The organism is Devosia sp. Z11_6 (assembly GCF_058133665.1).
In genome coordinates, this window is the sequence record NZ_JBYUNQ010000003.1 from 1 (window position 1) to 24,640 (window position 24,640).

The window sequence follows — 24,640 nt, forward strand, 5'->3', positions numbered from 1 at the left end:
GGAAATCTAACATTCACCGCCTTCGCCGGCCCCTATGAGAGCAGTCGGCGAAGCGCCCCATTTCGGCCGTTCAACCTATCCCGTCAAGATCCTAAGAGCCGCCATTCCTGGCTCCGCGGATTGTTGCTCTTGCAGCCCGCTTTGGCTGAAGAAGAAACGAAGTGCGTAGCTCACAGAAGATTCTGCAGCCGCAGGAAGGCCCGCTTTCTAAGCCGGCACGTCGCTCGCATGTGCGATCGAAACACCCTCAATAGCTCGATAAATCGTTAAATCGGGCTGCACCCCTATTGGATATCTCTCCCGGGGAAAAGCCGAACTTGAAGAACTTAGAGTTGCGCAAGAACTCGGTCACTCCGTGATTTTAAGGGGGCGCGATTGGCCAAGATCCGATCTTGGTGGGCACTGGCCTTGGTGGTCGTCGTCCTGGGTGCCGTGGGGTTTCTGGCCTGGCATCGACTATCGGCCAAGGACGAGCTCCAGGGCATCGCCTCGGGCAACGGTCGTATCGAGGCGACCGAGATCGATATCTCGGCGCTGTCGGCAGGCAGGATAGACCGCATCGAGGCCGAGGAAGGTCAGTTCGTGCACCAGGGCGATGTTCTGGTGCAGATGGACCTGATGCAGCTCGAGGCCCGCAAGCACCAGGCCGAGGCAGAGCTGCGCCGTGCAACGATTGGCGTGGAAACCGCGAATAACCTCGTCTCGCAGGCCGAGGCCGAGCAACGGGCGGCGGCTGCTGCCGTCGAACAGGCCGAGGCAGCGCGGGCAGCAGCGGCAGCGCGGCTAGCACGTACGGAGGCGCTGGCCGGAAGGGACGTCGCAACGCAACAGTCGCTGGACGATGCGACTGCCCAAAACCAGCAAGCCGAGGCCGCAGTGGCCTCGGCCGAGGCGGCGCTGGCGGCCAGCGCGGCCAAGATCAACACCGCCCGCGCCCAGGTTGTCGACGCAGAAGCGGCGGTCGAGGCGGCGCAGGCTGCGCTTGAAGCTGTGCAGGTCTCCATCGATGACGCCACCCTGAAGTCCCCGCGTGACGGCCGGGTTCAATATCGCATCGCGCAAGATGGAGAGGTGGTTGGAGCGGGCAGCCGCATCCTCAATCTCGTCGATCTCGAGGATGTCTACATGACCTTCTTCCTTCCAACCGCCGTAGTAGGGCAGCTGGATGTCGGGGCTGAAGCCCGGCTGGTTCTGGATGCTGCACCCGAATATGTCATTCCTGCCCGCATCTCCTATGTCGCCGATGTCGCGCAGTTCACCCCCAAGACCATCGAGACAGCCGATGAGCGCGAAAAGCTGATGTTCCGCGTGCGCGCCCAGGTTGATCCGGCGTTGCTTGAAAAATACAGCAACTTTGTCAAGACCGGCATGCCCGGCACGGCCTATGTCCGCATTGATCCCAATGTCGAGTGGCCACAGTCCTTGGACAACCTGCTCCAATGAGCGCCCCGCAACGACACGCAGAGCCGGTCGTTGCCGTCGCCGACGTGTCGCACAGTTTTGGCAAGACCATTGCCCTCGAACAGGTGACGCTGGACATACCTCGGGGCCGAATGGTCGGCCTGATCGGTCCCGACGGCGTCGGCAAGTCCACATTGCTCTCCCTGATCGGCGGTGCACGAACCATCCAGCAAGGAAAGGTGATTTGTTTTGGCGGCGACATGGCGGATGCCCGGCACCGTCGGCGCACCTGCCCGCAGATCGCCTACATGCCTCAGGGACTGGGCAAGAACCTTTATCCGGCGCTGTCGGTTGGCGAGAACCTGGATTTCTTCGGCCGGCTTTTCGGCCATGAACCGGCCGAGCGTGAGCGGCGCATCACCTCATTGCTGGCGGCGACAGACATGTCCCCCTTCCGCGACCGTCCGGCGGGCAAGCTTTCAGGGGGAATGAAGCAGAAGCTGGGTCTCTGCTGCGCGCTGATCCACGACCCCGATCTTCTGATCCTGGACGAGCCCACGACGGGGGTCGACCCGCTGTCGCGCCGGCAGTTCTGGGAGTTGATCAACCGCATCCGCCGCGAGCGCCCGAGCATGAGCGTTATCGTGGCGACCGCCTACCTCGAGGAAGCCGAGAGCTTTGACTGGCTTGTGGCGATGGACGCGGGGCGCATTCTGGCCAGGGGAACTCCTGCCGAACTGCTGGCAAGCACCGGGACCGACAACCTGGACGCTGCTTTCGTCGCCCTGCTGCCCCCAAGCAAGAGCGCGGGCCACGAACCGGTGACAATCGCGCCGCGCCCGCCCAGCCCGGAAGTCGCCATCGAGGCGCAGCACCTGACCAAGCGCTTCGGGGACTTCACCGCCGTGGACGATGTCAGCTTCCGCATCGGCAAAGGCGAGATCTTCGGCTTTTTGGGATCCAACGGCTGCGGCAAGACCACGACCATGAAGCTGCTGACCGGGCTTCTCGAACCTTCGGAGGGCAGTGCCGAGCTTTTCGGAGAGAAGCTGGACTCCGGGGACATGGCTGTCCGCCGCCGGGTCGGCTATATGAGCCAATCCTTTTCGCTATACTCGGAACTGACGGTTCGGCAGAACCTTACCTTGCACGCACGCCTGTTCGACCTTGCGGCGGATACAATTCCCCAAAGGGTGCAGGCAGTCCTCGACCGGTTCGGCCTCAGAGAGGAGGCTGAAGATCTTCCCGGCGATCTTCCCCTGGGAATCCGGCAGCGGCTGTCGCTGGCTGTGGCGATGATGCATGGACCGGAACTGCTGATCCTCGATGAACCGACCTCTGGCGTCGATCCGATCGCCCGAGACGGCTTTTGGCGCATGTTGGGCAGGCTCTCGCGTGAAGATGGGGTCACGATCTTCGTGTCTACCCACTTCATGAACGAAGCGGAGCTTTGCGACCGCATCTCACTGATGCATGCCGGGCGCGTGTTGGTCAGCGATACGGCGGACGCGATCAAGCAAAGCAAAGGGGCCGGCACGCTGGACGAGGCTTACATAGCCTATCTGCAGGAGGCCATGGGTCCACAACTGGATGAAGGAGCCAAGGCGGAAGATGCCGCCCTGCCCTTGCCAGCCGGCGCCGCCCCCCCTGCCCCCGGTTCGAAGTCGCCCGGCTTCAGCCTGCGGCGGCTGTTCAGCTATTCATGGATCGAGGCGTTGCAACTGCGACGCGATCCCATTCGCCTGACCATGGCGGCCATCGGGAGCGTGATCCTGATGTTCGTGATCGGCTATGGCATCAACATGGATGTCAAGGACCTGAACTTTGCCGTCCTCGACCGCGACCAGACTAGCGCCAGCCGCGACTATATCCTCGACATCGCCGGGTCGCCCTATTTCAACGAGACCGAGCCGCTGACGAGTTATGAGGACCTTGATGCCCGGATGAAGACCGGCACCCTAAGCCTTGCTATCGAAATCCCCCCGGGCTTTGCGCGCGACCTGGCTCGTGGCCGTCCGGTCGAGATCGGGGCCTGGATCGACGGGGCCAATCCAAGCCGCGCCCAAACGGTGCAGGGCTATGCGCAGGGGATTCACGCAGACTGGCTGACGCGACAGGCCCGCGCTTTGTACGGGGATGCGGCCGTGCAGGGCGATTTCGCTATCGAGGCACGCTTCCGCTACAATCCCAATGTTGCAAGTATCGTCGCCATCGTCCCGGCCGTCATTCCGCTGCTGCTGCTGGTCATCCCGGCCATCCTGACCACCCTCAGTGTCGTGCGGGAAAAGGAACTTGGCTCCATCATCAATTTCTATGTCACTCCCGTAACCAGGGTCGAGTTCCTGCTGGGCAAGCAGCTTCCCTATGTGATCCTGGCCATGCTGAACTTCCTCACCTTGACGGCTTTGGCCATGCTGGCGATGGGCGTGCCCTTTACCGGCAGCTTCGTTGCCTTTTCGCTGGCTGCCTTGCTGTACGTCATTGCCGCAACAGGGATCGGACTGCTGACCTCGACCTTCCTGCGCAGCCAGGTGGCGGCGCTGTTTGCGACCGCGCTGATCACGATCATCCCGGCCGCCCAGTATTCGGGCATGATCAACCCGGTATCGTCCCTGCAGGGTGCGGGCCGGATCATCGGCGAAGTCTTTCCGACGACCTGGTTCATCATCGCTTCGCGCGGCGTCTTTGCCAAGGGGCTGGGGCTGGACGATCTCGGAATGTCGCTTGTCGCCCTGGCGGCCGCAGTGCCGGTGATCCTGGGATTGAGCGTCCTTTTGCTGCGGAAACAGGACAGATGAGGCTGAGCAACGTTTGGAACCTGGGTGTCAAGGAGTTGCAGGGGCTGTGGCGCGATCCCGCGCTGCTGCTGCTGATCGGTTATGCCTTCTCGCTCTCGATCTATACAGCCGGCCGCGCCTCCCCGGACAATCTGTCGAATGCCACTATCGGCATTGTTGACGAGGACCGCTCGACACTTTCCGATCGCATCGCCACCGCATTCATGCCCCCCCACTTCGTGCCGGAGCAGATCACCACGTCCGAGATGGACAGCCGCATGGACCAGGGCCTCGACACTTTTACGCTCGACATCCCTCCCGATTTCCAACGCGATCTGCTGGCGGGCCATAGACCCGCGATCCAGTTGAACATCGACGCGACCCGGATGAGCCAGGCCTTTACCGGCAGCGGCTATATCCAGCAGATCCTCAATGCGGAAATCGCTGAATTCCTGGCCGGCTACCGCGCGCCGAGCTCCGTGCCGGTGGCACTGGAACTGCGCTCGCGCTACAACCCCGAGCTTGATCCAGGCTGGTTCGGCGCCATTTCCAGCGTGATCAACTCGATCACTATGCTGTCCCTCATCCTGACGGGAGCCGCCCTGATCCGCGAAAAGGAGCATGGCACCGTCGAGCATCTGCTCGTCATGCCCGTAACGGCGGCCGAGATCATGCTGTCCAAGATCTGGTCGATGGGACTGGTTGTGCTTGTGGCATCGGCCTTTGCGATCATCGTCGTGGTGCAGATGCTGCTGCAGGTGCCGGTGGCTGGCTCGTTGCCCCTGTTTATCCTTGCCTCGGTGCTGATGCTCTTTGCCATGACCTCGATGGGCATCTTTCTTGCCACCCTCGCCGGCTCGATGCCGCAGTTCGGCCTGCTGATCATGCTGGTGCTGCTGCCGCTGCAAATCCTGTCGGGCGCCATGACCCCGCGCGAAAGCATGCCCCGGATCATCCAGGACATCATGCTCCTGGCCCCGAACACGCATTTCGTTATTCTGTCGCAAGGCATCCTGTTTCGGGGCGCAGGCCTGAGCGTGGTCTGGCCCAATCTGTTGGGGCTTGCGCTCATTGGAGCCGGACTATTCGCCCTTGCATTGCGTCAGTTCCGCCGCTTCTTGACGTGACCCGCGCCCAGCCGCTTTCAGACAAACTTGACAGTGCGCTATATCTGAAATGCGCTCGTTTGCCGTCGGGCTGAAAGGCGCCCCATTTCAGCCGTTTGAAGCTATTCCGGGAAATCCTGAAAGCTGCCGCTCCGCACGTCATTGAGGTCGGCACCGAAGCAGCGGCTTTGCCTTCCTGCTGGAGTCTTGCGGGAGCTCACCTATGATGCCTTCAGGAGGACAAAGTGGATAGTCATCAAGTAAAGACGGACATCGCCAGGGCGCAGCTCGGTGCCGACCGACATGTTTCTCCGAGACAGGGATCCGATATCCGTTCACGCTCTGGCATGCGGAGCCTGCGAGCTTCTGGAAGGTGTCGGCCAAGTTAAGAATGTCGAGGTGCTCTCTGCACTCGTGTTGAGACTCAATCCAGAGATGAAGCTTGGGAAAGTCGTTCGCCTGCGTAACCAGTACTGGAACGCGATGAAGCACTTTTACGAGCAGGACAAAAAAACTGTTCGCGAGGATGCGGAGCTCCTCGCTGACTTTAGTGATGTACAAAACGACACGGTCATTTGGGAAGGGTGGCATGACTACCAGGCCTTGACCGGTACGCTGCCGGTGGAGGCGCAAGTTCTGCAGGTCTGGTACTTCGCGATCTACGAGGACAAGCTTGCGCCTGAAGTGGACAAAGGTCCCTATCGACAGATCTTCCCAAACATTCAGTCGGATCACAGAACGGAGCAAAAGCGGCGGCTAAAGCGGGCCTGCGAGAAGTTCGGCAAAGATCGGCAAATCATGGCAGATCCGAAAACGGAACACAGGTCTCTGCTAAATCGGCGACCTGGGTAACTCGTGCTCCCGCATCTCCTGTCCAGGCAGTCGCGTTAGCGCCCCATTGCGGTCATTTGGCCGCGGCTGACGACTTCCTCAAAGCTGCCATTCGATCAGAGCTGCCTAGCGAGCAATTCAGGTGATCCGTACAGCATATTGGCGCTTACCAACAGAGAATTCAGTCTTCAGGTAACATCGAGTCCAACACCCTCATCAGAAATTCTCTGCAGCGTTGAAGCTGAGCAATATCGACGAACTCGTTCTTCTTATGCCCCTGGTCCATGTGGCCGGGGCCGCAGATCACGGTGGGGACGGCGAGGCGGTCGTGGAAGAGTCCACCTTCGGTGCCGAATGCCACCTTGATGGGCCGCTCGCCGGACCCTAGCGCAGTGCGTAAAAGATCGACGACCGGGGCGCCCTCGGGCGTATCGAGGCCGGGATAGGCAGAGACTTCCTCGACATCAATACGCGCTTCAGGAAACCGGTCGCGGTACGGCGCCGCAACGGCCTCAGCATCCTCGGCGATATCGGCAAGAATTTCACCGGCGTCGTCTTGGGCGATGTTGCGGATCTCGATATCGAGGTCGCATCGCGCCGGAACGATGTTAAGCGCTGTCCCGCCGGACATCAGGCCGACATGGATCGTCGAATAGGGAATATCGTATGCCGCGTCCCTGGCGCCAGAGAGACGCAAGACCTCCTGGCGATCGGCGAGCCGGCTGACGAGCGCGGCGCCCAGATGAAGGGCGTTGAGCGCCGTGGGCGCAAGAGCGGAGTGTGCTGCCGTGCCGTGGCAACAAGCATGGAGTGCGCGCTTGCCCTTGTGACCGGTAGCGATCCGCATGCCGGTCGGCTCGCCGACAATGCAGAAAGCGGGACGTTGCGGGCGATGTTCGAGGACGTCGAGCATGCCGCGGACGCCTAGGCACCCGATTTCCTCGTCGTAGGAGATGGCCAGTTGCAGCGGTCGCTGAAGCTCGCAGTTGGAGGCATCGAGCAGCGTCTGGATGGCGACGGCCAAGAAGCCTTTCATATCGGCCGTACCGCGGCCATAGAGCCTGCCTCCGCTCTCGCGCAGCTCGAACGGATCGGAGGACCAGTTCTGTTCCGCTACCGGGACGACATCGCAATGACCCGACAGCAGGACCCCGCCTGATACGTCGGGGCCGGTCGTGGCGAGCAGGTTTGCGCGGGTCCCGTCGGCACTGTAAAAGCGCTCAACGCGAATGCCCCGATGATCGAAAAGGCCTTCGACATAGTCCAGCAAGACCAGATTGGACTGGAGAGACAGGGTAGGAAAAGCCACGAGCCGCGCCAGTATCGGGGTGATGTCCTCGGTCATGTGGTACTCTCGGGCCAAGCAGCAAAACCCGGCAGCTTGCCGGCATCGGCAGCCTCGTGACAGTGATCGATGAAGGCCTGGATGGTGCGCGAAACGTGTGCCGCCCGTGACATGGCCAGCCCGAGTTGGAGAGGCGGCACGTCGGTCTTGAGCGGTATGTACTTAACCGGCTTGCCGTCCATCGACAGCTCGGAAATCGTCCGCATGTTCTGGATGCCGAAGCCATACCCGTTGGCGACGAGGCTGCGCTGGATGGAGACGTCGGAAGTGCGCTCGGCGATACGGGGGCGCTGTCCGAAAGGCCGGAACAGCGATAGGAAATAGTCGGAACTATGCGGCAGGTCGAGCATGACCATGTCATGGCCGATGAGGTCCCTCGCGGTGACCGCGTGCCGCCGCGCGAGGGGGTGCGCCGTGTCCACGATCACGTAGGGTGGCAGGGAACGAAGCGGCCTGAAGTCGATCTCGCTGGGCAGTGAAAGGTCGTACGTGAGGGCCAGATCGATGCGGGCCGAACCAAGCGCGTCGAAGATCTGCGCCTGGTCCAGCTCCACCTGCGTGAAATCGACATTCTCGTATTTGTCTTCGAAACTGCGGCGCAGCTGGGGCACCAGCAACTGGACAAAGGTGCGCATGCACCCCACGCGCAGCGAGCCACGCACGCTGCCTGTATAGACATTGGCCATTTCGTTGAGCTTGTCGGAGGCTTCGAGAATGGCACGCGCCTGTTCGATGAACCGTTCGCCGGTCGGGGTCAGGACCGAGCCCTGGGAGTGGCGTCGGGTGAACAATTGCACGCCGAAGCCAGCTTCGAGCTGTGCAATGGCAGAGGACATGGAGGGCGCCGTGACGTTTACCTTCTCGGCAGCAAGCACGATGCTTCCGGCTTCGCCGACGGCAACAAAGTATTCGAGCTGTCGCAAGGTGAACCGAAGTGGCATCGCTGATCTTGATCCTCTGCTCTTTATTGATTGTGGTGCTATTCGTCGCCGGGGACACCGTAGGAGGGCGCCGCCCGCGGATCGAGGGCGCGCTTGACGTAGTCGGCCATCTGCGGCGCGTATACGGCATACGCGGCTTCGAGCGCCGTGACAGGGCAGTCCTCGGTCCAATCGATGCGCAGTTCGGCCAGCGGCCAGCTCTGCGCATCGACGAGGAGGAGACCGGCTGAATGCACCGGGCCGGCTTCTCCGCCTGCATTGAGCCCCGCCCGAAGGGCACAAAGGAGCCTGGCGCCGAGATGCCCTTCCGTGGCGGCAAAGGCCTGGACCATGACCTCGGGCACCCCGGCATCGGCGAGCAGATTGCCGGCAGCCGCGGCATCATGGCGTTCAGCCTCGGACCACATGCCAAGCACCTCGGAGCCCGAATAGATCGCGGTCTCCCCGGTGTGGCCGACTGCGAGCACCTGCCGATACGCCATGTGCGATCCGCTGCGCTCCAGGATGGAAAGAGCTTCGGACGGGGTCGCGCCCCGCGCCATCAGGTCCAGCGCATGCGGTCCTAAACGCGGATCGGTGACGTTCTGCGTGGCGACGGCACCGACCCCCGCCCGTGCGAAACTGCAGCGCGCGGCCACGGCAGGCGAGGACGACGAGATCGCGACACCGAACATGCCGCTCTGCGGACAGTGACCGACAATGGAAAAGGTCATGTGTTCTTCCTTGTACGCGGAGGTCAGTCTGGGATCACGGCCGTGGCGTCGATCTCGACCAGCCATTCTGGCCGGGCGAGTGCCACGACGACGAGCCCAGTGCAGACCGGAAAGACGCCTTTGATGTATTCGCCCATTGTGCGGTAGACCGCCTCCCGGTGGCGAACGTCGGTCAGGTAGACCACGAGCTTGGTGACGTGCTGCATTTCACCGCCGCATTCCTCGATCAGCTGACGGATATTGCTCATGACCTTGTGGGTCTGCTCGACCGGATCGTGGCTGTCAATATTGCGCGCGGTGTCGAGGTCCTGGGGACACTGGCCACGCAGGAAGATGGTAGTGCCGCCCTTGGCCACCACGGCCTGAGCCAGGTCGTTGTCGAGGCTCTGCTCGGGATAAGTGTCCTTGGTGTTGAACTTGCGGTGGCGGAGATGGGCCATGTCGGTGGCTTTCTTTGCTTGGACGATTCGGGACGACGAATGCCTGCCCTTAGGCGGGGCGTGTCGCCATCATGGAGGGGCGAGTTTCAAAGGCGGCGAACCAGGCGGCAAGGGAGGGCCGTTGCTGGCGCCAGTCGAGGTCGGGAAAGCGAAAGCCAAGCCAGCCCAGCGCGCAGGCATAGCCGATGGCGCCGATGTCATGGCAGCCGGGCGCCGGCAGGTCGGCCGCCATGGCATCGAGCGCGTCCGCGACCTTTTCGTACTGCTTGTCGATCCAGTCGGCCCAGCGCAGGGGTCCGGGCCGGACCAAGGTTTCGTAGCGGACAAGAAGTGCGGCATCGAGCGAACCATCGGCGAGCGCTTGCCGCCTTAGCGCCGTCCATCGCTCCGGGCCCGCAGGGGGAAAGAGCATGCCTCCTGCCTGCGCATCGAGATATTCGCAGATCACCCGGCTGTCATAGAGCAGCACGCCGTCCGCCGAACTAGCAGCAGGCACCTTGGCCAGCGGATTGAATTCCTGGATGCGCCTGTCGCGCTCGACCGGGTGGGCCGCGCTGGCCCTGACTTCGATCTGATCGGCCAGACCAAGTTCGTGTGCGACGACCATGACCTTGCGCACGAAGGGCGAGGCCGAGCCCCAGAAGAGTGTCAGCATCATAATAGAAGACTCGAGCAGTCGAGGACGATCTTGCCGAAATTGCCGCCGCTCTCGAGGCGGCGATGCGCCTCAGCCGCCGCACTGAGCGGCAAGACCTCGGAAACGACCGGGCGGACCCTGTCGGCTCCCAGGAGTGGCAGTAGGTGCGAGGTAACGGCAGCGGCGATGGCCGACTTTTCGGCATCGCTTTTGGGTCGCAGCGTCGATGAGCTCAGCCAGAGCCCCTTGCGCATAACAAGGCCGAGATCGAGGGGCGCAATCGCACCGGTCATGAAGGATAGGCCGATATGGCGCCCCTCCGGCGCCATGCAAGCGAGATGCTTGTTGACGGCGTCACCGCCCAGGATGTCGAGCACCACATCGACGCCGCGACCGTCGGTAAGACGCAACACCTCGGCGGTGACATCGGCGTCCCGATAGTCGATGGCGTGGGCACCCATGGCTTGGAGCCGGGCGCACTTCTCCGGGCCGCCTGCGGTTACGATCACGTGGGCGCCGCAGGCCGTAGCCAGCTGTAGAGCCAGGGTGCCAATTCCACTAGCACCGCCCTGGATCAAGAGGCGGTCCCCCGATGCGAGACGGCCCCGGTCGAACAGATTGTGCCAGACGGTGAAGAGGCCTTCCGGGAGAGCCGCCGCATCGGAGAGGCCAAGGCCTGGCGGGATCGGCAGGGTCTGTGCGACCTTGGCGACGGCATATTGGGCATAGCCGCCGCCCTTGAGCAGCGCCATCACCGCTGCGCCGATAAGGGCTGCATCTCCGCCCGGGCCGACCTCGGCGATTTCACCGGCAACTTCGAGGCCCAGAATGTCTGGGGCGTCGGCCGGTACCGGCGAGGCGCCGCTGCGCTGCATGATGTCGGGACGGTTGACGCCTGCCGCAGCAACACGGATCAGCACGTCCTCCGGACCGGGCACCGGGATAGGTCGCTCGACCAGTGCGAGCACGTCGGGGCCGCCCTGTGCCGTTGCGATAACCGCGCCCATCGTCCGGGTCACGCCGCAACACCTTCGAGCGGATAAAGGGCAGCGCCTTCTTTTGGAAGCGCAATGCCGACCCGCGTCCCGACTTTCATTCGTTCCCCCGCAGGCACGCGCAGCATAACGCGCCCGCCGTCGACCGCGTCGGCGCAATCGAGATGCAGCTCCATATGACTACCTTGATAAACCGAGATCGCGACGGTTGCCGGCACGGCATCGGGCTGGTCCGCATCCGTCAGCGCGCACCGTTCGGGCCGGACGACAAGGGTCACGGGGCCCGGCGCGGGCAGTTCCTCCTGATAGGTCACGAGCGGCAGTTGCGCAGATCCGACTTGGAGACTGGCTGTCGTGCCGTCATGGGCGACGAGGGTGGCGGAGAAACGGTTGGCGTCGCCGACGAAGGTGGAAACAAAATGGTTCTGTGGGCGGTCGTAGATTTCGCTGGGTGCGCCGATCTGACGGATGCGCCCGCGCGACATGACCGCTATGCGGTCCGACATGCTCAGGGCCTCGCTTTGGTCATGCGTCACAAAAACGGTGGTAAGCCCAAGTCGAGACTGGATCTCTTTGAGCTCGACCTGCATGGCCGTGCGCAGATTGCGGTCGAGCGCCGAAAAGGGTTCGTCAAGCAGCAGGACCCGCGGCTGAATGACGAGAGCGCGCGCAAGCGCAACGCGCTGCTGCTGTCCGCCTGAAAGCTGGCGGGGGCGACGGCTGTCGAAGTCCTCGAGCTTGACCAGCGCCAGGGCTTCTCGCACTCGTCGGTCGATCTCATCCTTGGGCAGCCGCCGTGTGCGCAGACCATAGGCGACGTTCTGGGCCACGCTCATATGGGGGAAGAGGGCATAGTTCTGAAAGACGATGCCGATCTCGCGCTGGTGCGGCGGGACTTGGGTCACGAGATCGCGCTCGATGAAGAGCTCCCCATTATCGGCTTCGACGAAACCGGCGATGAGGCTGAGGAGCGTGGTCTTGCCACAACCCGATGGGCCAAGCAGCGTCAGGAATTCGCCGCGCCGAATCTTTAGCCAGACCGGCTCGAGCGCGACGGCGCCGTTGAAGGATTTACTGACGCCATCGATCTGAACCGCATGTTCGCTGCGATTGCCGGGCAATGGGGTGGACGTAATCTCACTCGACATTGAGGACCTTTTCGAGGCGGAAGATTTTGTGGACGACCAGCAGCACAAGCGCCACCGTGACGACGTAGATCACCGAGACGGCGGCCAGCGTTGGGTCGGCGTATTCACGGACGTAGTTGTACATGGCTACCGGCAGGGTCTGGGTGCGCTGGTTGACCACGAAGAGCGACGCGGTGAATTCGTTAAATGAAAGGATGGCGGCAAACAGTCCGCCGGAAACGAGCCCAGGCACCAGAAGCGGCAGGGTGATGGTCAGCAGTGTCCGGCGCGGCGACGCACCGAGGCTTTCCGCGGCGGTTTCGTAGGCGCGATTGAAGTTGCGCAGCGAGACATAGACTGAGCGCACCACGAAGGGCAGGACGATGATGACATGCACCGCCACTACCAGCCACATGGTCCGGGGGAGACTGGCGGCGGCGGAAAGGATCAGCAGGCCTAGACCAATGGTGAAGTTAGGGATGATGAGCGGCGACATCAGCACGCCGTTGAGAAAAGGCTTGCTCGGAAATTCGTAGCGATCGAGCACATAGGCGAAGCCGGCGCCCGCGATCATTGCGATCGTAGCACCAAAGGCCGCGATGCGTAGCGAATTGAGCAGGCCGTCACCGAAATCGGAATAGTCGAGGGCATTGGCGTACCAGCGCAGCGACCAGTTTTCCGGCGGGAATGCCAGGATGGCACTGTCGTTGAACGAGGCCAAGGCCACCACAATGAACGGCAGCATGACGAAGCCGACGATGGCCGTGACGAGCAGCCGTCCGCTCCAGTCGAGCAAGTGGTCGAGAAGGGTCCTTTTCATCAGTGCGCTCCGAACCGTTCGAGGCGGCCGATGCCCGCATTGAAGAGGGCGATGACGAGGATGGAGAAGGCCAGACCCGAAAGCGACAGCGAAGCGGCAAGCGGGAAATTGAAGGATGCAAAACCCACTTGGTAAACCAGCGTCGAGATTGTCTGCACCTGTCCGCCGCCAATCATCTGGGGCGTCGCGAAGGCCGAAAAGGTCCAGGCGAAGGCTGTCGAAGCCGCAGCGGAAATCCCTGGCATGGAAAGGGGCAAAGTGACGGTAAAGAAGACGCGAATCCGGCCGGCGCCGAGCGAAACGGCGGCGCGTTCGAGGTTGCGGTCGATATGGGCGAGTGCCGCCGCCAGCATCACCACAACGATAGGCAGGGTGAAATGCACGAGCGCGATGACCACGCCCGTAACGGTGAACATGAGGCTCAAGGGTTCGTCGATGATCCCCGATTGCAGCAGCATGCTGTTGAGGAAGCCCTGGTTGCCCAGTACGATGATCCAAGAGTAGGTGCGGACGATCTCGCCCAGGAAGAGCGGCGTCAGCGAGACGAGGAGAATGGCGCTGCGCAGGCGCGTCGACCTGGCTCGCACCAGCGCGTAGGCGAGTGGATATCCGACAAGAAGGGTGAACAAAGCCGTCCAGACGCAGAGCATGGCCGTGTCGAAGAAAGCTTGGCCATAAACGGTTTTCCAGAGCGTCGTGAAGTTATCAAGTGTGAAGCCCCCGGGGTCGAGCGACCCGGGAATGTAGGCGCGCAGACTATATTGCACGATGGCGAGGAAGGACGCCGAGATCCCGAAGGCGATCAGGACGGAGGGCGAGACAAACCAAGCCAGGAACGGCCGCTTCGACATCGGCTATTATCCGCTATTCTAGAAGGGGGGTGCCCGGCGGCGTGCCTCCGGGCGTTGCGGCTTAGTTGCCGGCGATCATGTTTTCCGAGAACCACTGACGCCATTCGGCAGTCTTTTCAGCGCGCAGTTCGTGCGGGATGATCAGGGCCTCGGCATCCCACTGCTCGGCCGAGGTAAAGATGCCCGGCAGGGAGGCGAGCTCTTCCGGCAGATCGACGTTGGAGACCACCGGAATGCCCTTCTTGATTTCGGCGATCTGGGCCTGAACTTCGGGGTCGAGAGCGGCATTGATGAACTGGTAGGCGAGGTCGACCTTGTCGGTGCCGGCGGTGATGCCCATGGTGTCGACGCCGAGCACGGCACCTTCCTTGGGAATAGCGAGCTGGACGTCGATCCCCTGCGACCGCATGTGATAGGCATTCATCGACAGCAGGATCTGCACGGGCGTCTCCCCCGTCGTCATCAGCTGTTGGGAATTGGCATCGTTGGTGTAGAAGGCGCGGAAATTCGGACGCAGAGCACGGAGCTTGTCGCCCGCCTCTTCCCAGTTTTCAATGTCGACACCTTCAAGCGTGGCCGCAACGGCGATGATGTGCGACGGATCGAAATCGGGTGCAGCAACCATGCCGGCCAGTTCGGGGGACCACAGGTCTTCCCAGCTGTCGAAGACGAACCCTTCGGGCAAGGCATCGGGCAGGTAGCCGATGGTATAGACATAGGCCCAGGCGCCGATATGGGAGGGGCTGATCTTGGCCTGCTCCACGAGGTTGGCCGCGTTTGGAATACGCGACATGTCGAGTTCTTCGAACAGTCCGTCATTGTGGTAGAGCCAGCCGATATGCGAGGTGGTGAAGGTCACATCGCTCTCAGGCGCATCGCGCATCAGCGTGGCCTGGTTCAGGCGGTCGATGGTGCCGCCGGTGATAAATTCTACCTCGACACCGGTTTCCTCGGTGAATTTGGCAGCGATCGTCTGGTCGATCAGATCGCGGAAGCTGCCGCCCCAGCTGCTGACGACAAGGGTTTCGGCATAAGCCGCAGACGACAAAAGCGTCAATCCGGCGGCAGTGATCAAGAAGCGTTTCATCGTTCGTACCCTAGCTCCGATGTAATTTTGGCGTCGCACTGCCTATAGTTTTTTGATCAGCACGAGCGTCCCGGTCTGCCTTGTTGCTGCGCTTCATCCACTCGACTGGCTTGCATTGCACCTCCCGAAGTTGCCCCAACGCTACGCCGACGCATATTTGCAATTTCCATTCCACTAGATAGGTTTCGGTCGGATTTCATACCTAACCTATTGAGACAAAATGAAAAAGGCAGGCTAAACACAGGGACGAATTTCTGCTGCAACGAGAGGCATCCCAAATTTGTGCCTAATAACCGCGCAGCCTCGACACTACATTGGTGAGTTGTCCCCCGCTCTGAACAGCATGGAGGTTGGCGGCAATCTGCGGTGCCGAACTTTTGGGCAGTGCGACCGAAGCCAAATGCGGGGTAATGAGAACGCCCGGAGTGGACCATAGAGGGTGCTCGGGCGGCAGCGGCTCAGACGCGAACACATCGAGCGTTGCGCCCGAAAGCCGACCACATTGCAGCGCCTCAACTAAAGCCGCCTCCTCAAGGACCGCGCCCCGCGAAACGTTGACGAAGGCGGCGCCCGGCTTCATTGCTGCGAAGGCCGCGCTGTCGAGCATGCGTGTCGTTGTCGGGGTGAGCGGCAGCATGCACACCACGATATCAGCACGGGCGAGGAGCGGAGACAGCGCTTCGGCTCCGCAATGGACCGTAACGCCGGGGAGATCGCGCATGCGCGTGGCCCAACCATGCGTCTCAAAACCTTGCCGAGCGACCTCGGTGGCTGCTAATGCCCCAAGTTCTCCCAGGCCGAGAATGGCAACGGTGACATCCTGGGCAGCGCGCGGATGACGGTACGACCATTGCCGCTCCCGTTGCGCCTGTTCGAAGTGAGGAATATCGCGGGCGTGGCGTAACACTGAAAAGAGCACGAAGCCTGCCATCATCCGCGCCATTTCGGGGTCCGACAATCTGGTAATCGGAATATTGGGAAGATCTGGACGAGCGACGAGGCGGTCCACGCCGGCACCGAGGTTGATCACCAGTTCAAGATTGGGAAACCGGTCAAAGAAGCCGATAGGCGGCATCCAGACCAAGGCGAAGCGGACACTTGCGGGATCGGTCACCGCATCAGCGGCCTCGATGCGCACCCCCTCGCCTATCAAAGGCACCAGCGCATCGCGCCAAAGCTCGAACGGATCGAGCGTGCTGTAGAACACGAGCGTGTCGGTCACGATGCATCCTTTGCGAGCAGGGTTTTCATTGCAGCAAGGCCGAGAAGATATCCATCGAGGCCCAGTCCGGCGATGACGCCGGTTGCCGCCTTCGAAATGAAGGAGTGATGCCGGAAGGACTCGCGCTTCCAGATATTGCTCATGTGGCACTCGATGATCGGCCCGGGAAAAGCCAGCAGCGCATCGAGAATAGCAATCGAGGTGTAAGTCAGCCCGGCAGCGTTGATGAGCACGCCGTCATGGTTCTGGCGCGCCTCCTGGATCCAGTCGACGAGGACGCCTTCATGGTTTGATTGGCGGAAGTCGAGCTGAAAGCCCAGCTCGCGCCCCCGCGCCACACAGGCGCTCTGGATCTGCGGGAAGCTTTGCGAGCCATAGGCACCGGATGGGTCGAGGCCGTAGAGATTGGCGTTTGGTCCATTGAGGAAGAGGACGGATTTCATGGGCACTCCCCGTGAGCGGCGTTGAACAGGCGATCGCCCCGTCTGCCGGAGCGAACGAGGCTATAAGGTGTCGGTGTTGGCGGCACCTACCCGACTATTGGGCTGGCAGGACGATAGGCGGCGTAGTTGCGTTGCACGCCAATATGAGTGGCAATGTATTTGGCGTCGTACCAGCAGCCATAGATGAAGGACGAGGCGCGGTTGGTCAGTTCGGGCAGGCCGAGGAAGTAAATGCCCGGCTGGCCGGAAATGCCCCGCTTGTGGAACGGCATGCCGTTCTCGCGGAAGGCATCGACCTGAAGCCAGCTGAAATCGAACTTGAAGCCGGTGGCCCAGATGATGGTCTGGATGCCGGTCTTCTCGAGGTCCAGTTCGAGGATGGGATTGGTCACGCAGTCTGGGTCGGTCTCGATAGCCCAGGCCTCGGGTTCGGGCGGAAGATTGATGCCGTTGCGTGCGAGATAGGCATCGGCCTCCCGCAGTACATCGAGATAGGCTCGGTCGCCCTCAAGCAGGTTGGGACCCAGGTCGTCGGCAATCCGGAGCACGCCGTTTTCATAAGCCGTGGTCATGCCAAGGATCGTCACGCCCATATGGCCCAGGCGCCGGAAGTCCACGGTGCGTCCGCCGTCATAGCCACTGACCGCAAAGGCGACGTGCTTCTTCTTGGCCTCGATGGTGATTTCGTCCCACTTGCCCAAGACGCCGAGCCACCACACATAGTCGCGGCCCCTATACGATCTGGGCGGGCGATAGTGCTCGCCGATCGAGAGATAAACCTTGCGGCCCGAGCGCCGCAATTCCTCGGCAATCTGACAACCCGACGCGCCCCCGCCAACGACCAGCACCGCGCCCGAGGGCAGAACCTCGGGGTTCTTGTAGTCGGAGGAGTGCAGCTGCCTTATGCCTGCATCGTCGGCCACGATCCGCGGGTAGGAAGGCACCTGAAACGGTCCCGTCGCAGCCACGACGCGCTGCGCTTCAATCTCGCCGGACGCGGTCGTAACGATGAAGCCGGGACGACCCTCGCATTTGACCACGCGCTCAACCTTGGTGTTGGTGCGGATCGGCGCCTTGATCAGGTGAGCGTAATCCTCGAAGTAGCGCGCCATGCGCTCCTTGGGCGGAAAGGCGTCCGGCGACACGTCATCGAATTCAAGTCCCGGAAAACGATCGTGCCAGGCGGGACCATTGGCCACCAGCGAGTCCCAGCGTTGCGAGCGCCAGGCCTCGGCAATACGGTTTCGCTCCAGCACAAGATGCGGGATATCCATGTTGGTCAGATGTTCGCTCATGGCGATGCCGGCCTGGCCCGCGCCAACGACAACGGTGTCGGTTCTTTCTACGGTCATTCTCTTCCCCGATGTGGTGGGCCGTCGCCTCCGCCAGCTTGCCCATGAGCGGCGCGGAGGTTCGACGAAGCTGAACAAAAACTGCGTTCGACCGCGTCCGGAAGAAAGAAGTAAATTCCTTGGGTCAGGACAGGATTAGGTAGCGGTCGGCGGTGCCGACCTATCGTGCAGTGATGATTTCCGCGACGCTGCGGCGCCCGGTCAGGGCCAAGGCCGCTTCGAGCTCATTGGCCAGCATATCGAGTACTGCAATCGGGCCGTCCGCCCCCAAGGCCCCCAGTCCATAAAGGAAAGGTCGCCCGACAAAGACGAAATCCGCCCCGGCCTCAAGCGCCTTAAGGATGTCCTCGCCCGAGCGCACGCCACCATCGAACGCTACGGGAAAACCGGCGGGCAGCGCGGCGCGTATCCTGGCAAGCGCGTCCAGCGGCGCGGGGGCGCTGTCGAGCTGGCGGCCACCATGACTGGAAACCTGTATGGCGTCAGCGCCCGCGGCCACCGCTCGCACTGCATCTTCGGGGTCGAGTACGCCCTTAAGCACAAGCTTGCCGCGCCAGCGGTCGCGAATCGCTGCAAAGACGTCCCAGTCCAGGCGTCCCGAACTTTGTGCGGCCATTACCTCAGCCAGCGTGCGCGCACCTGCGCCGGGCGCAGCATAGGGCGCCAGGTTCGCCAAACGCGGTGCTCCATGCCTCAGTGTTGCCAATGACCAGCGTGGATGGCGGGCGAGGTCCCATATTGTCCGGGCGCCGAATCTCAGCGGCAGACTGAATCCATTGCGAAGGTCACGAAGGCGCTTGCCCGGCCGCGGCACATCGGCCGTTACCACGAGCGTCGTGTATTCCGCCCGCTCGGCCCGCATTATCAGGTCCTCGGTGATCTCCAGTGAACTTCCTACATAAAGCTGGAACATGGCAGTGGCCGATCCAATCGCCCCCACTTCTTCCAGCGTCGCGGTGGCCGGTGTCGGGCAGGTGTAGGGTATGCCCCTTGCCTTTGCCGCCCGCGCCAGAGCAAGGTCGGCTCCAGGCCAGACGAGACCCGGCAGGCCGAGCGGTGCAATGCCGAAGGGCAAAGCCCAGGTCTCGTCAAGAAAAGTGGTTGCCAGCTTTGCCGGCGCTGCGGAGTTGACCAGTACAAGCGGCGTGAGACAGGCCTGACGGAACGCCTCGATGCTGCGGGAGAGTGCAGCCTCGCTTCCGGCGCCTCCATCCATGTAGTCGAAGGCGAAACCGGGCAAGCGCCGTCTGGCGCGTTTCCGAAGATCGGATGACGATATAAGGTTCTTCATGGCGCGGCACACCTGAACAGGTTTTTGGATAAACAAGCGCCTAGTCGGCCACGCTAATTGGTTTGCCGATTGGCCTCGCGGCAAATAGTTTGTTCCTTACAAGACCCAAGGATCAGCACCGTACCGCCCCATTTCAGGACTGCTTAGAGGTCGGAAGCCGTCAATCGACAATGCGCCCCGTCTCCGTCGTAGAGCCCCTCCTGCCGTATCAATAAAGCGGACAATCGCAAGGTCAGACAAAGCAGCATATTACCGCGTTGTAGCGGGCACACGAATTCTCGACAGGAGGCGGTGGTACAGAGCCTACCGCCTGCAGCAGCGTAGGACTTGAGGTTGCTGCGAAGCTTGACGAGCCCTACGGTTTCGATCACCCGCATGCCGGCGTCGGGGACGCTAAGGGCACGAAGGCTCGCTTCAGGCGCGGCGATGCGGCCTGGCGTCTAGGAATAGCGCCTGCCGGGGTCAGCTGGCAGGCAATAAGTTTGAAGAGGTCGCTACATCACCAGGTTCGGCAGCCAGGTCACGATCGACGGCACGAAGATCAACAACATCAGGAACAGGAACATCGAGATCAGGAAGGGCGTATTGGCCTTGAAGGTATCGATGACGTCCACCTTGCCTATTCGCGCCGCCACGATCAGGGCGAGCGCCACCGGCGGGGTCACCTGACCGATCACTACGGTCACCACCATCAGGATACCGAAATGCACCAGGTCGATGTCGAGAGCCAGCAGCGACGGCAGCAATACCGGCATGATCATCGGGATCAGTGGATCCAAAATCATGCCGGCGACCAGCGCCAGCAGCAGCATGAGCATGATCTGCGGAATAGTCGATTCGAACGGGAAGATGGTCTGCAGCAGATCGGCGAGCGCCACCGGCACGCGCGCCTCGGACAACGCCCAGCCAAGGGCAACCGAGAAACCCACCACCAGCATCACTTCGCCAGTCAGCACCGTTGCTTCCACCAGAACCTTGCGCAGTTCCTTAAAGCTCAGCGTGCGGTAAACCAACATCGACAGCAGCAGCGCATAGCCCACCGCGAAGGCACCGGCTTCTGATGGCGTGAAGATACCGAACACCAGACCACCCAGGATCAACGTCGGCAGACCCATTGGCAGAATGGCGCGCTTGGCGGTCCGCAATACTTCAGACCAGGCAAAGCCCTGCATAGCCTTCCAGCCATTCTTGCGAGCCAGGAAAGCGACCGTGGCCATCAGCGTTGCCGCCAGCAACAGGCCCGGCACCACACCCGCGAGGAACAGCGCGCCAAGCGAGGTACCAGTCACCGCGGAATAGAGAATCATCGGCGAGCTGGGTGGGATCAGGATGCCGATACCCGACGAAGTGGCCGAGAGAGCCGCCGCGAACGGACCGGGATAGCCGTTCTGCTTCATCTTGGGTATAATGATGGAGGCGCTACCGGCCAGGTCGGCCACCGAAGTGCCGATCATGCCGCCGAACATCACGCTGACGGCGATGTCGACATGGGCCAGGCCTCCTCGCATCCAGCCGAAGATCGAGGCGGCCAGATCGAACAGCCGGTCGGCGATACCGCTGGCATTCATGATGCCACCTGCCAGGATGAACAGCGGCAACGTGATCAGGATGTAATCGCTGATGCCGGTCAGCACCTGCTGGGGTAGCGACAATTCCCAACCGCCACTGAATACCAGAAAGATGACGATCGAAGACGCTAGGGCGACGATTATGGGCATGCCCAGCACCGCTAGGACGCAGAGGGTCAGGATGACTCCAAGTGCGAGAAATAGCATGGCTAGGACTTCCGTTTGAACAGCGGGACCAAAAAGGTGCAGGCCAATCCAAGGAGCGCGGCGAACAGCGCGGCAATGACCATGCCCTTGGGCATGCGCAGCACCGGCGACTTATCCGCGCCAAACACCATCAGGTATTCCCAGGCGAGCCAGGCGCAGTAAAACATCACGGCCGAACCGAGAATGGCGCAGACGCCAGCAACAACGCGCTTGGGGCCCGGAGTCAGCCGGTCGGTGACGATATCGCAGCAGATCAGCGTCTGCCGCATGCCGGCCATCAAGATGCCGATCGCTGTGAGCCAGACCATCAAATTGATTACCACCTCTTCGGTCCAGGGCAGCGGTGCCGAGAAGGCATAGCGACTGGCGGCGTTGAGAAAGACCAGGAAGGCCAAGATTGCCATTACCACCATGGCCAACGATTCCAGCACCCGGTTGAGCGCCGCAACGAATCTGTTCGGGGGGGGGATTTCGTGGTCATGCAGGAGCAGTTCGGCCCTGGTAGTTTCGCTCATCTCGCCCATCCCGAGGTAGGTTCGGCCAGGCGCCGCTTGAACAGCGAGCCATAGCCAGGCTTGGCGCCATTAACGTCGAGGACGTCCAGCGCGTGCCAGAACGAGGCTTGCACCGCCGAAATCACCGGCTTGCCCAGTTCCTTTTCCAGCGCCTCGATCACCGCCACCGACCAGAAATTAGTGCAGGAAATGAAGATGGCACTGGCCTCGGGCGTATCGACGGAGCGCACCAGCTCGTAAACCCGCTCCGGCGGCACTTCGGCCAGCGCCTTGTCGGTATCGATCGACAGATTGCGAGAATTGACCACTTCGTGGCCATTCTCTTCGAGGAAGCGGATGGCTCGGTGATGGATTTCGCCGACATAGGGGGTGGCGAGCGCAACCTGGGCGGCGCCCACTTCCTTGAGCGCGGCCAGCGTCGCGGTAGACGCTGTGTTGATCTTGGGGCCCGGCGCCCAGCGCCTAAGTTTTTCAATAAGCGCATGGTCATAGGAGGTGCCGTGTAGGAAAGAGGCACTAGTGCCCCCGAAGCACAGCAGATCGATCGGAGCCGAGCCCAACAGCTGGGCCGCGCGCTCCAGTTCGGGCGCATTCATCATTTCCTCGATGCCCTCGACGGTCACCTTGGGCAGCTTGATGCGTGTGGTGTGAATGGCGACGCCCTGCGCGGCCATGGCCCACATTTCCGATTCCATGACGATGCTGGAGGCCATGAAGATCAGCCCGATCCGAGCCTTGGTCCCATTGCCGTCATAAGCGAAGCCTGGATAGGCAGAGCGCTGTGCGCTCTGTCTGGTCTGGAGTGTCGATGTCATCTGGCTAGTTCTTCCACTTGGGCCATGAACTCAGGCGTGACGAGTTTGGCAATTTCAGCGCGGATGGGAGCCGACGCTTCCTGAAAGGCGACAAGATCCGGCGTGTTTACCGCAACACCTGCGGCCTCGAACACGGCGACTAGTTCGGCGTCCTTTGCGTCGGAGAGTTCGTGCGTCTTGATAGCCGCCGCCTCGGCGGCGTCGATCACTTTTGCCTTCAACTCGTCCGAAAGCGCGTCGAAAGCCGTACCATTCATCGCCAGCGTGATCGGCGTGTATACGTGGTTGGTCAGCGAAATGTACTTCTGTACTTCGTGCAGCGAGAATTCCTTAATGACCGACATTGGGTTTTCCTGACCATCGATGGCCCCCTGCCGCATGGCGACATAGGCATCGCCGAGCGGCATCGGCGTTGGGGCGGCCCCCAGCATCGTGAAGGCCATGATGCGGGCCGAACTGGATGGCGTGCGCAACTTCAGCCCAACCAGGTCAGCTGGAACCTTAATTGGACGCACATTGTTGGAGATTACCCGAAACCCAAGTTCACCAAATGCAAGCACCTCGAGATTAGAGGCTTCGCGGAACGAGGTTTTCAGCAGATCGCCCAGTTTGCCGTCCAAGGCTTCACGAGCTTTCTGTTTGGTTGCAAACAGGAACGGCGCGTCGAAGATTGCGTACCGCTGATCCAACGCCTCAATGGCGTCTGACCCCAGCGGCACGACCTGCGCCTGGTTGACGCGCAGCATTTCCGGAAGAGCGTTCTCGTCACCGAGCGAACCACCGTCGAAGAATTCAATTGCGAAGGCATCGCCCGTGGTCGCCACGAGTTTATCGCGAAAGGCCGCGAGCATGACATTGGTTGGATCGCCTGACGTGGTCTCCACGGCCAGCCGCAGCTTAATTTGTGCCGCTGCGCTGCCGGTCAGCATGCAGAGTCCGACGATTGCGGCGCATGCGATCTTAAGTGAGTTGGGCCTGCCCATGGAAATGTCCCTAATTTCTAGTGGTGGTTGGTTCCGAAGCCAACGCGCGACTACACGACGTCTGAAGCGAACAGATCAGATTTGGCGCTTTTTTGTGCACTATTAAATGTCGGTGTTTTTTTTGCCAAAGTCATATTGATGACATTCCAAACATCAGTAAAATAATATTCTCCTCTCTTTAGGATCGGATTTTCTGATGCTGTTTTCTCTCCGATCGCTACGCTACATCGTGACTGCTGCCGAGGCGCAAAGCGTCACTGAAGCGGCCCGCCAGCTGGGCATTTCCCAGCCCGCGATCTCGGGCGCCATTGCCGCGGCCGAGGTCGAGCTCGGCACGGAAATCTTTATTCGCCACCACGCTAAGGGCATTTCTCTCACGGCGGCGGGGCAACGCTTCGTGCGTGAGGCACGGCTGCTGCTGAAGCATTCGACGGATTTCGAGCGCTCGGTGGCCTCGCTCGGCTCCTCGATCGGCGGCGAGATCACCGTGGGCTGTTTCGGCACCCTGGCGACGCGTTACATGCCGGCGCTGCTGTCGGAGTTTTCCCGACGCGCGCCCGGCATTACCGTGCGGCTCGAAGAGGGCAACCAGCAGGAAATCGTTGATGGACTGCTCTTGGGCCGCATGGAGATCGCCATCGCCTACGCCTATGCGCTGCCAAGTGAAATCACTGGCGAAGCCTTGGTCGAACTGCCGCCTTATCTGCTGCTCGCCGCCGACCATCCACTGGCGGCCAAGCGCAAGATCAGTCTCAAAGAAATCGCCAGCGAGCCGTTCATCCTGCTCGACTTGCCCCATTCGCGCGAATATTTCCTCAACCTTTTTTCGGCCTGCTCCATAATGCCGCTCATCGTCTATCGGTCGAAATCCTATGAGTTGATCCGGGGCCTGGTCGGGCATGGGCGCGGCTACACCATCCACAATGCGGTGACGGGCACCTCGATCACCTATGACGGCAGCCGGGTGGCGGCGCGCGCCATCGTCGAGCCCCTGACGCCGGTTCATGTGATGAGCCTGCGGCTGCGCCGGCAGACCATGCGCCCGGCGGTCAAGGCCTTCGCCGATTTCCTGCCTGAGGCCTTCGCTCCCGGCGGTCTATTCTGACCGGGCGAGTGCTTAAGCCTCCGCCTTGGAAGTGCCGCCGGCGTATAGATATCGATCAGAACTCCCCC

At 61.6% G+C, this 24,640-nt stretch carries 23 protein-coding genes; 5 read left to right on the plus strand and 18 right to left on the minus strand.

Features of this window, described 5'->3' with window-relative positions; genetic code table 11:
• Nucleotides 1-375: 375 nt before the first annotated feature.
• The 4 genes from AC3YMN_RS09395 to AC3YMN_RS09410 all read left to right on the plus strand — a co-directional run bounded on the left by AC3YMN_RS09395 (nt 376) and on the right by AC3YMN_RS09410 (nt 6,136).
• A complete protein-coding gene (locus AC3YMN_RS09395; RefSeq protein WP_489889817.1) occupies nt 376-1,443 on the plus strand; it encodes an HlyD family secretion protein in 1,068 nt (355 codons plus the stop codon).
• A complete protein-coding gene (gene rbbA, locus AC3YMN_RS09400) occupies nt 1,440-4,199 on the plus strand; it encodes a ribosome-associated ATPase/putative transporter RbbA (RefSeq protein WP_489889818.1) in 2,760 nt (919 codons plus the stop codon). The genes AC3YMN_RS09395 and rbbA overlap by 4 nt, the downstream gene beginning before the upstream one ends.
• Complete coding sequence (locus AC3YMN_RS09405) at nt 4,196-5,305, plus strand: ABC transporter permease (RefSeq protein WP_489889819.1); 1,110 nt, start codon at nt 4,196-4,198, stop codon at nt 5,303-5,305. The genes rbbA and AC3YMN_RS09405 overlap by 4 nt, the downstream gene beginning before the upstream one ends.
• Nucleotides 5,306-5,575: 270 nt before the next feature.
• Complete coding sequence (locus AC3YMN_RS09410; protein ID WP_489889820.1) at nt 5,576-6,136, plus strand: hypothetical protein; 561 nt, start codon at nt 5,576-5,578, stop codon at nt 6,134-6,136.
• 160 nt (nt 6,137-6,296) lie between these two features.
• Here AC3YMN_RS09410 and argE read toward each other — a convergent pair whose 3' ends face one another.
• The 18 genes from argE to AC3YMN_RS09500 all read right to left on the minus strand — a co-directional run bounded on the left by argE (nt 6,297) and on the right by AC3YMN_RS09500 (nt 23,413).
• Nucleotides 6,297-7,460, minus strand: a complete 1,164-nt coding sequence (gene argE / locus AC3YMN_RS09415; RefSeq protein ID WP_489889821.1) for an acetylornithine deacetylase — start codon at nt 7,458-7,460, stop codon at nt 6,297-6,299.
• Nucleotides 7,457-8,401, minus strand: a complete 945-nt coding sequence (locus AC3YMN_RS09420; protein WP_489889822.1) for a LysR family transcriptional regulator — start codon at nt 8,399-8,401, stop codon at nt 7,457-7,459. The genes argE and AC3YMN_RS09420 overlap by 4 nt, the downstream gene beginning before the upstream one ends.
• A 38-nt stretch (nt 8,402-8,439) precedes the next feature.
• Nucleotides 8,440-9,114 (minus strand): DUF1028 domain-containing protein, encoded by a 675-nt coding sequence (locus tag AC3YMN_RS09425; protein WP_489889823.1) that lies wholly within the window; start codon nt 9,112-9,114, stop codon nt 8,440-8,442.
• 23 nt (nt 9,115-9,137) lie between these two features.
• Nucleotides 9,138-9,554, minus strand: coding sequence for a RidA family protein (locus AC3YMN_RS09430; protein WP_489889824.1), 417 nt, complete (start codon nt 9,552-9,554; stop codon nt 9,138-9,140).
• Nucleotides 9,555-9,603: 49 nt separating this feature from the next.
• Nucleotides 9,604-10,206 (minus strand): glutathione S-transferase family protein, encoded by a 603-nt coding sequence (locus tag AC3YMN_RS09435; protein ID WP_489890184.1) that lies wholly within the window; start codon nt 10,204-10,206, stop codon nt 9,604-9,606.
• A gap of 2 nt (nt 10,207-10,208) precedes the next feature.
• Nucleotides 10,209-11,210, minus strand: a complete 1,002-nt coding sequence (locus AC3YMN_RS09440) for an NAD(P)H-quinone oxidoreductase (protein WP_489889825.1) — start codon at nt 11,208-11,210, stop codon at nt 10,209-10,211.
• On the minus strand, nt 11,207-12,334 hold the full coding sequence (locus AC3YMN_RS09445; protein ID WP_489889826.1) for an ABC transporter ATP-binding protein: 1,128 nt from the start codon (nt 12,332-12,334) through the stop codon (nt 11,207-11,209). Before AC3YMN_RS09445 ends, AC3YMN_RS09440 begins: the two co-directional genes overlap by 4 nt.
• Nucleotides 12,324-13,133: an ABC transporter permease gene (locus AC3YMN_RS09450; RefSeq protein WP_489889827.1), complete on the minus strand. Its 810-nt coding sequence runs from the start codon at nt 13,131-13,133 to the stop codon at nt 12,324-12,326. Before AC3YMN_RS09450 ends, AC3YMN_RS09445 begins: the two co-directional genes overlap by 11 nt.
• A complete protein-coding gene (locus AC3YMN_RS09455; RefSeq protein WP_489889828.1) occupies nt 13,133-13,984 on the minus strand; it encodes an ABC transporter permease in 852 nt (283 codons plus the stop codon). Before AC3YMN_RS09455 ends, AC3YMN_RS09450 begins: the two co-directional genes overlap by 1 nt.
• A gap of 61 nt (nt 13,985-14,045) precedes the next feature.
• The gene (locus AC3YMN_RS09460) at nt 14,046-15,071 is read right to left on the minus strand and encodes an ABC transporter substrate-binding protein (protein ID WP_489889829.1); all 1,026 of its coding nucleotides are present in this window, start codon (nt 15,069-15,071) and stop codon (nt 14,046-14,048) included.
• 286 nt (nt 15,072-15,357) lie between these two features.
• A complete protein-coding gene (locus AC3YMN_RS09465) occupies nt 15,358-16,293 on the minus strand; it encodes a 2-hydroxyacid dehydrogenase (RefSeq protein WP_489889830.1) in 936 nt (311 codons plus the stop codon).
• A complete protein-coding gene (locus AC3YMN_RS09470) occupies nt 16,290-16,736 on the minus strand; it encodes a type II 3-dehydroquinate dehydratase (RefSeq protein ID WP_489889831.1) in 447 nt (148 codons plus the stop codon). Before AC3YMN_RS09470 ends, AC3YMN_RS09465 begins: the two co-directional genes overlap by 4 nt.
• A gap of 86 nt (nt 16,737-16,822) precedes the next feature.
• Nucleotides 16,823-18,088, minus strand: a complete 1,266-nt coding sequence (locus AC3YMN_RS09475) for a flavin-containing monooxygenase (protein ID WP_489889832.1) — start codon at nt 18,086-18,088, stop codon at nt 16,823-16,825.
• A 160-nt stretch (nt 18,089-18,248) separates the two neighbouring features.
• Nucleotides 18,249-19,379: an alpha-hydroxy acid oxidase gene (locus AC3YMN_RS09480; protein ID WP_489889833.1), complete on the minus strand. Its 1,131-nt coding sequence runs from the start codon at nt 19,377-19,379 to the stop codon at nt 18,249-18,251.
• Nucleotides 19,380-19,873: 494 nt separating this feature from the next.
• Nucleotides 19,874-21,154: a TRAP transporter large permease gene (locus AC3YMN_RS09485; protein WP_489889834.1), complete on the minus strand. Its 1,281-nt coding sequence runs from the start codon at nt 21,152-21,154 to the stop codon at nt 19,874-19,876.
• Nucleotides 21,155-21,156: 2 nt separating this feature from the next.
• On the minus strand, nt 21,157-21,678 hold the full coding sequence (locus tag AC3YMN_RS09490) for a TRAP transporter small permease (protein WP_489889835.1): 522 nt from the start codon (nt 21,676-21,678) through the stop codon (nt 21,157-21,159).
• Nucleotides 21,666-22,484, minus strand: coding sequence for a maleate cis-trans isomerase family protein (locus tag AC3YMN_RS09495; RefSeq protein WP_489889836.1), 819 nt, complete (start codon nt 22,482-22,484; stop codon nt 21,666-21,668). Before AC3YMN_RS09495 ends, AC3YMN_RS09490 begins: the two co-directional genes overlap by 13 nt.
• Complete coding sequence (locus AC3YMN_RS09500) at nt 22,481-23,413, minus strand: TRAP transporter substrate-binding protein (protein ID WP_489889837.1); 933 nt, start codon at nt 23,411-23,413, stop codon at nt 22,481-22,483. The genes AC3YMN_RS09495 and AC3YMN_RS09500 overlap by 4 nt, the downstream gene beginning before the upstream one ends.
• Nucleotides 23,414-23,663: 250 nt before the next feature.
• On the opposite strand from AC3YMN_RS09500, the gene AC3YMN_RS09505 reads away from it, so the two are divergent.
• Complete coding sequence (locus AC3YMN_RS09505) at nt 23,664-24,572, plus strand: LysR family transcriptional regulator (protein WP_489889838.1); 909 nt, start codon at nt 23,664-23,666, stop codon at nt 24,570-24,572.
• Nucleotides 24,573-24,640: the final 68 nt, after the last annotated feature.

Bases quoted from the DNA above. Each gene is read 5' to 3' on its own strand.
- rbbA (WP_489889818.1), top strand. From the start codon at position 1,440: ATGAGCGCCCCGCAACGACACGCAGAGCCGGTCGTTGCCGTCGCCGAC.
- AC3YMN_RS09405 (WP_489889819.1), top strand. From the start codon at position 4,196: ATGAGGCTGAGCAACGTTTGGAACCTGGGTGTCAAGGAGTTGCAGGGG.
- argE (WP_489889821.1), bottom strand. From the start codon at position 7,460: ATGACCGAGGACATCACCCCGATACTGGCGCGGCTCGTGGCTTTTCCT.
- AC3YMN_RS09420 (WP_489889822.1), bottom strand. From the start codon at position 8,401: ATGCCACTTCGGTTCACCTTGCGACAGCTCGAATACTTTGTTGCCGTC.
- AC3YMN_RS09425 (WP_489889823.1), bottom strand. From the start codon at position 9,114: ATGACCTTTTCCATTGTCGGTCACTGTCCGCAGAGCGGCATGTTCGGT.
- AC3YMN_RS09430 (WP_489889824.1), bottom strand. From the start codon at position 9,554: ATGGCCCATCTCCGCCACCGCAAGTTCAACACCAAGGACACTTATCCC.
- AC3YMN_RS09445 (WP_489889826.1), bottom strand. From the start codon at position 12,334: ATGTCGAGTGAGATTACGTCCACCCCATTGCCCGGCAATCGCAGCGAA.
- AC3YMN_RS09450 (WP_489889827.1), bottom strand. From the start codon at position 13,133: ATGAAAAGGACCCTTCTCGACCACTTGCTCGACTGGAGCGGACGGCTG.
- AC3YMN_RS09455 (WP_489889828.1), bottom strand. From the start codon at position 13,984: ATGTCGAAGCGGCCGTTCCTGGCTTGGTTTGTCTCGCCCTCCGTCCTG.
- AC3YMN_RS09460 (WP_489889829.1), bottom strand. From the start codon at position 15,071: ATGAAACGCTTCTTGATCACTGCCGCCGGATTGACGCTTTTGTCGTCT.
- AC3YMN_RS09470 (WP_489889831.1), bottom strand. From the start codon at position 16,736: ATGAAATCCGTCCTCTTCCTCAATGGACCAAACGCCAATCTCTACGGC.
- AC3YMN_RS09475 (WP_489889832.1), bottom strand. From the start codon at position 18,088: ATGACCGTAGAAAGAACCGACACCGTTGTCGTTGGCGCGGGCCAGGCC.
- AC3YMN_RS09480 (WP_489889833.1), bottom strand. From the start codon at position 19,379: ATGAAGAACCTTATATCGTCATCCGATCTTCGGAAACGCGCCAGACGG.
- AC3YMN_RS09485 (WP_489889834.1), bottom strand. From the start codon at position 21,154: ATGCTATTTCTCGCACTTGGAGTCATCCTGACCCTCTGCGTCCTAGCG.
- AC3YMN_RS09490 (WP_489889835.1), bottom strand. From the start codon at position 21,678: ATGGGCGAGATGAGCGAAACTACCAGGGCCGAACTGCTCCTGCATGAC.
- AC3YMN_RS09495 (WP_489889836.1), bottom strand. From the start codon at position 22,484: ATGACATCGACACTCCAGACCAGACAGAGCGCACAGCGCTCTGCCTAT.
- AC3YMN_RS09500 (WP_489889837.1), bottom strand. From the start codon at position 23,413: ATGCTGACCGGCAGCGCAGCGGCACAAATTAAGCTGCGGCTGGCCGTG.
- AC3YMN_RS09505 (WP_489889838.1), top strand. From the start codon at position 23,664: ATGCTGTTTTCTCTCCGATCGCTACGCTACATCGTGACTGCTGCCGAG.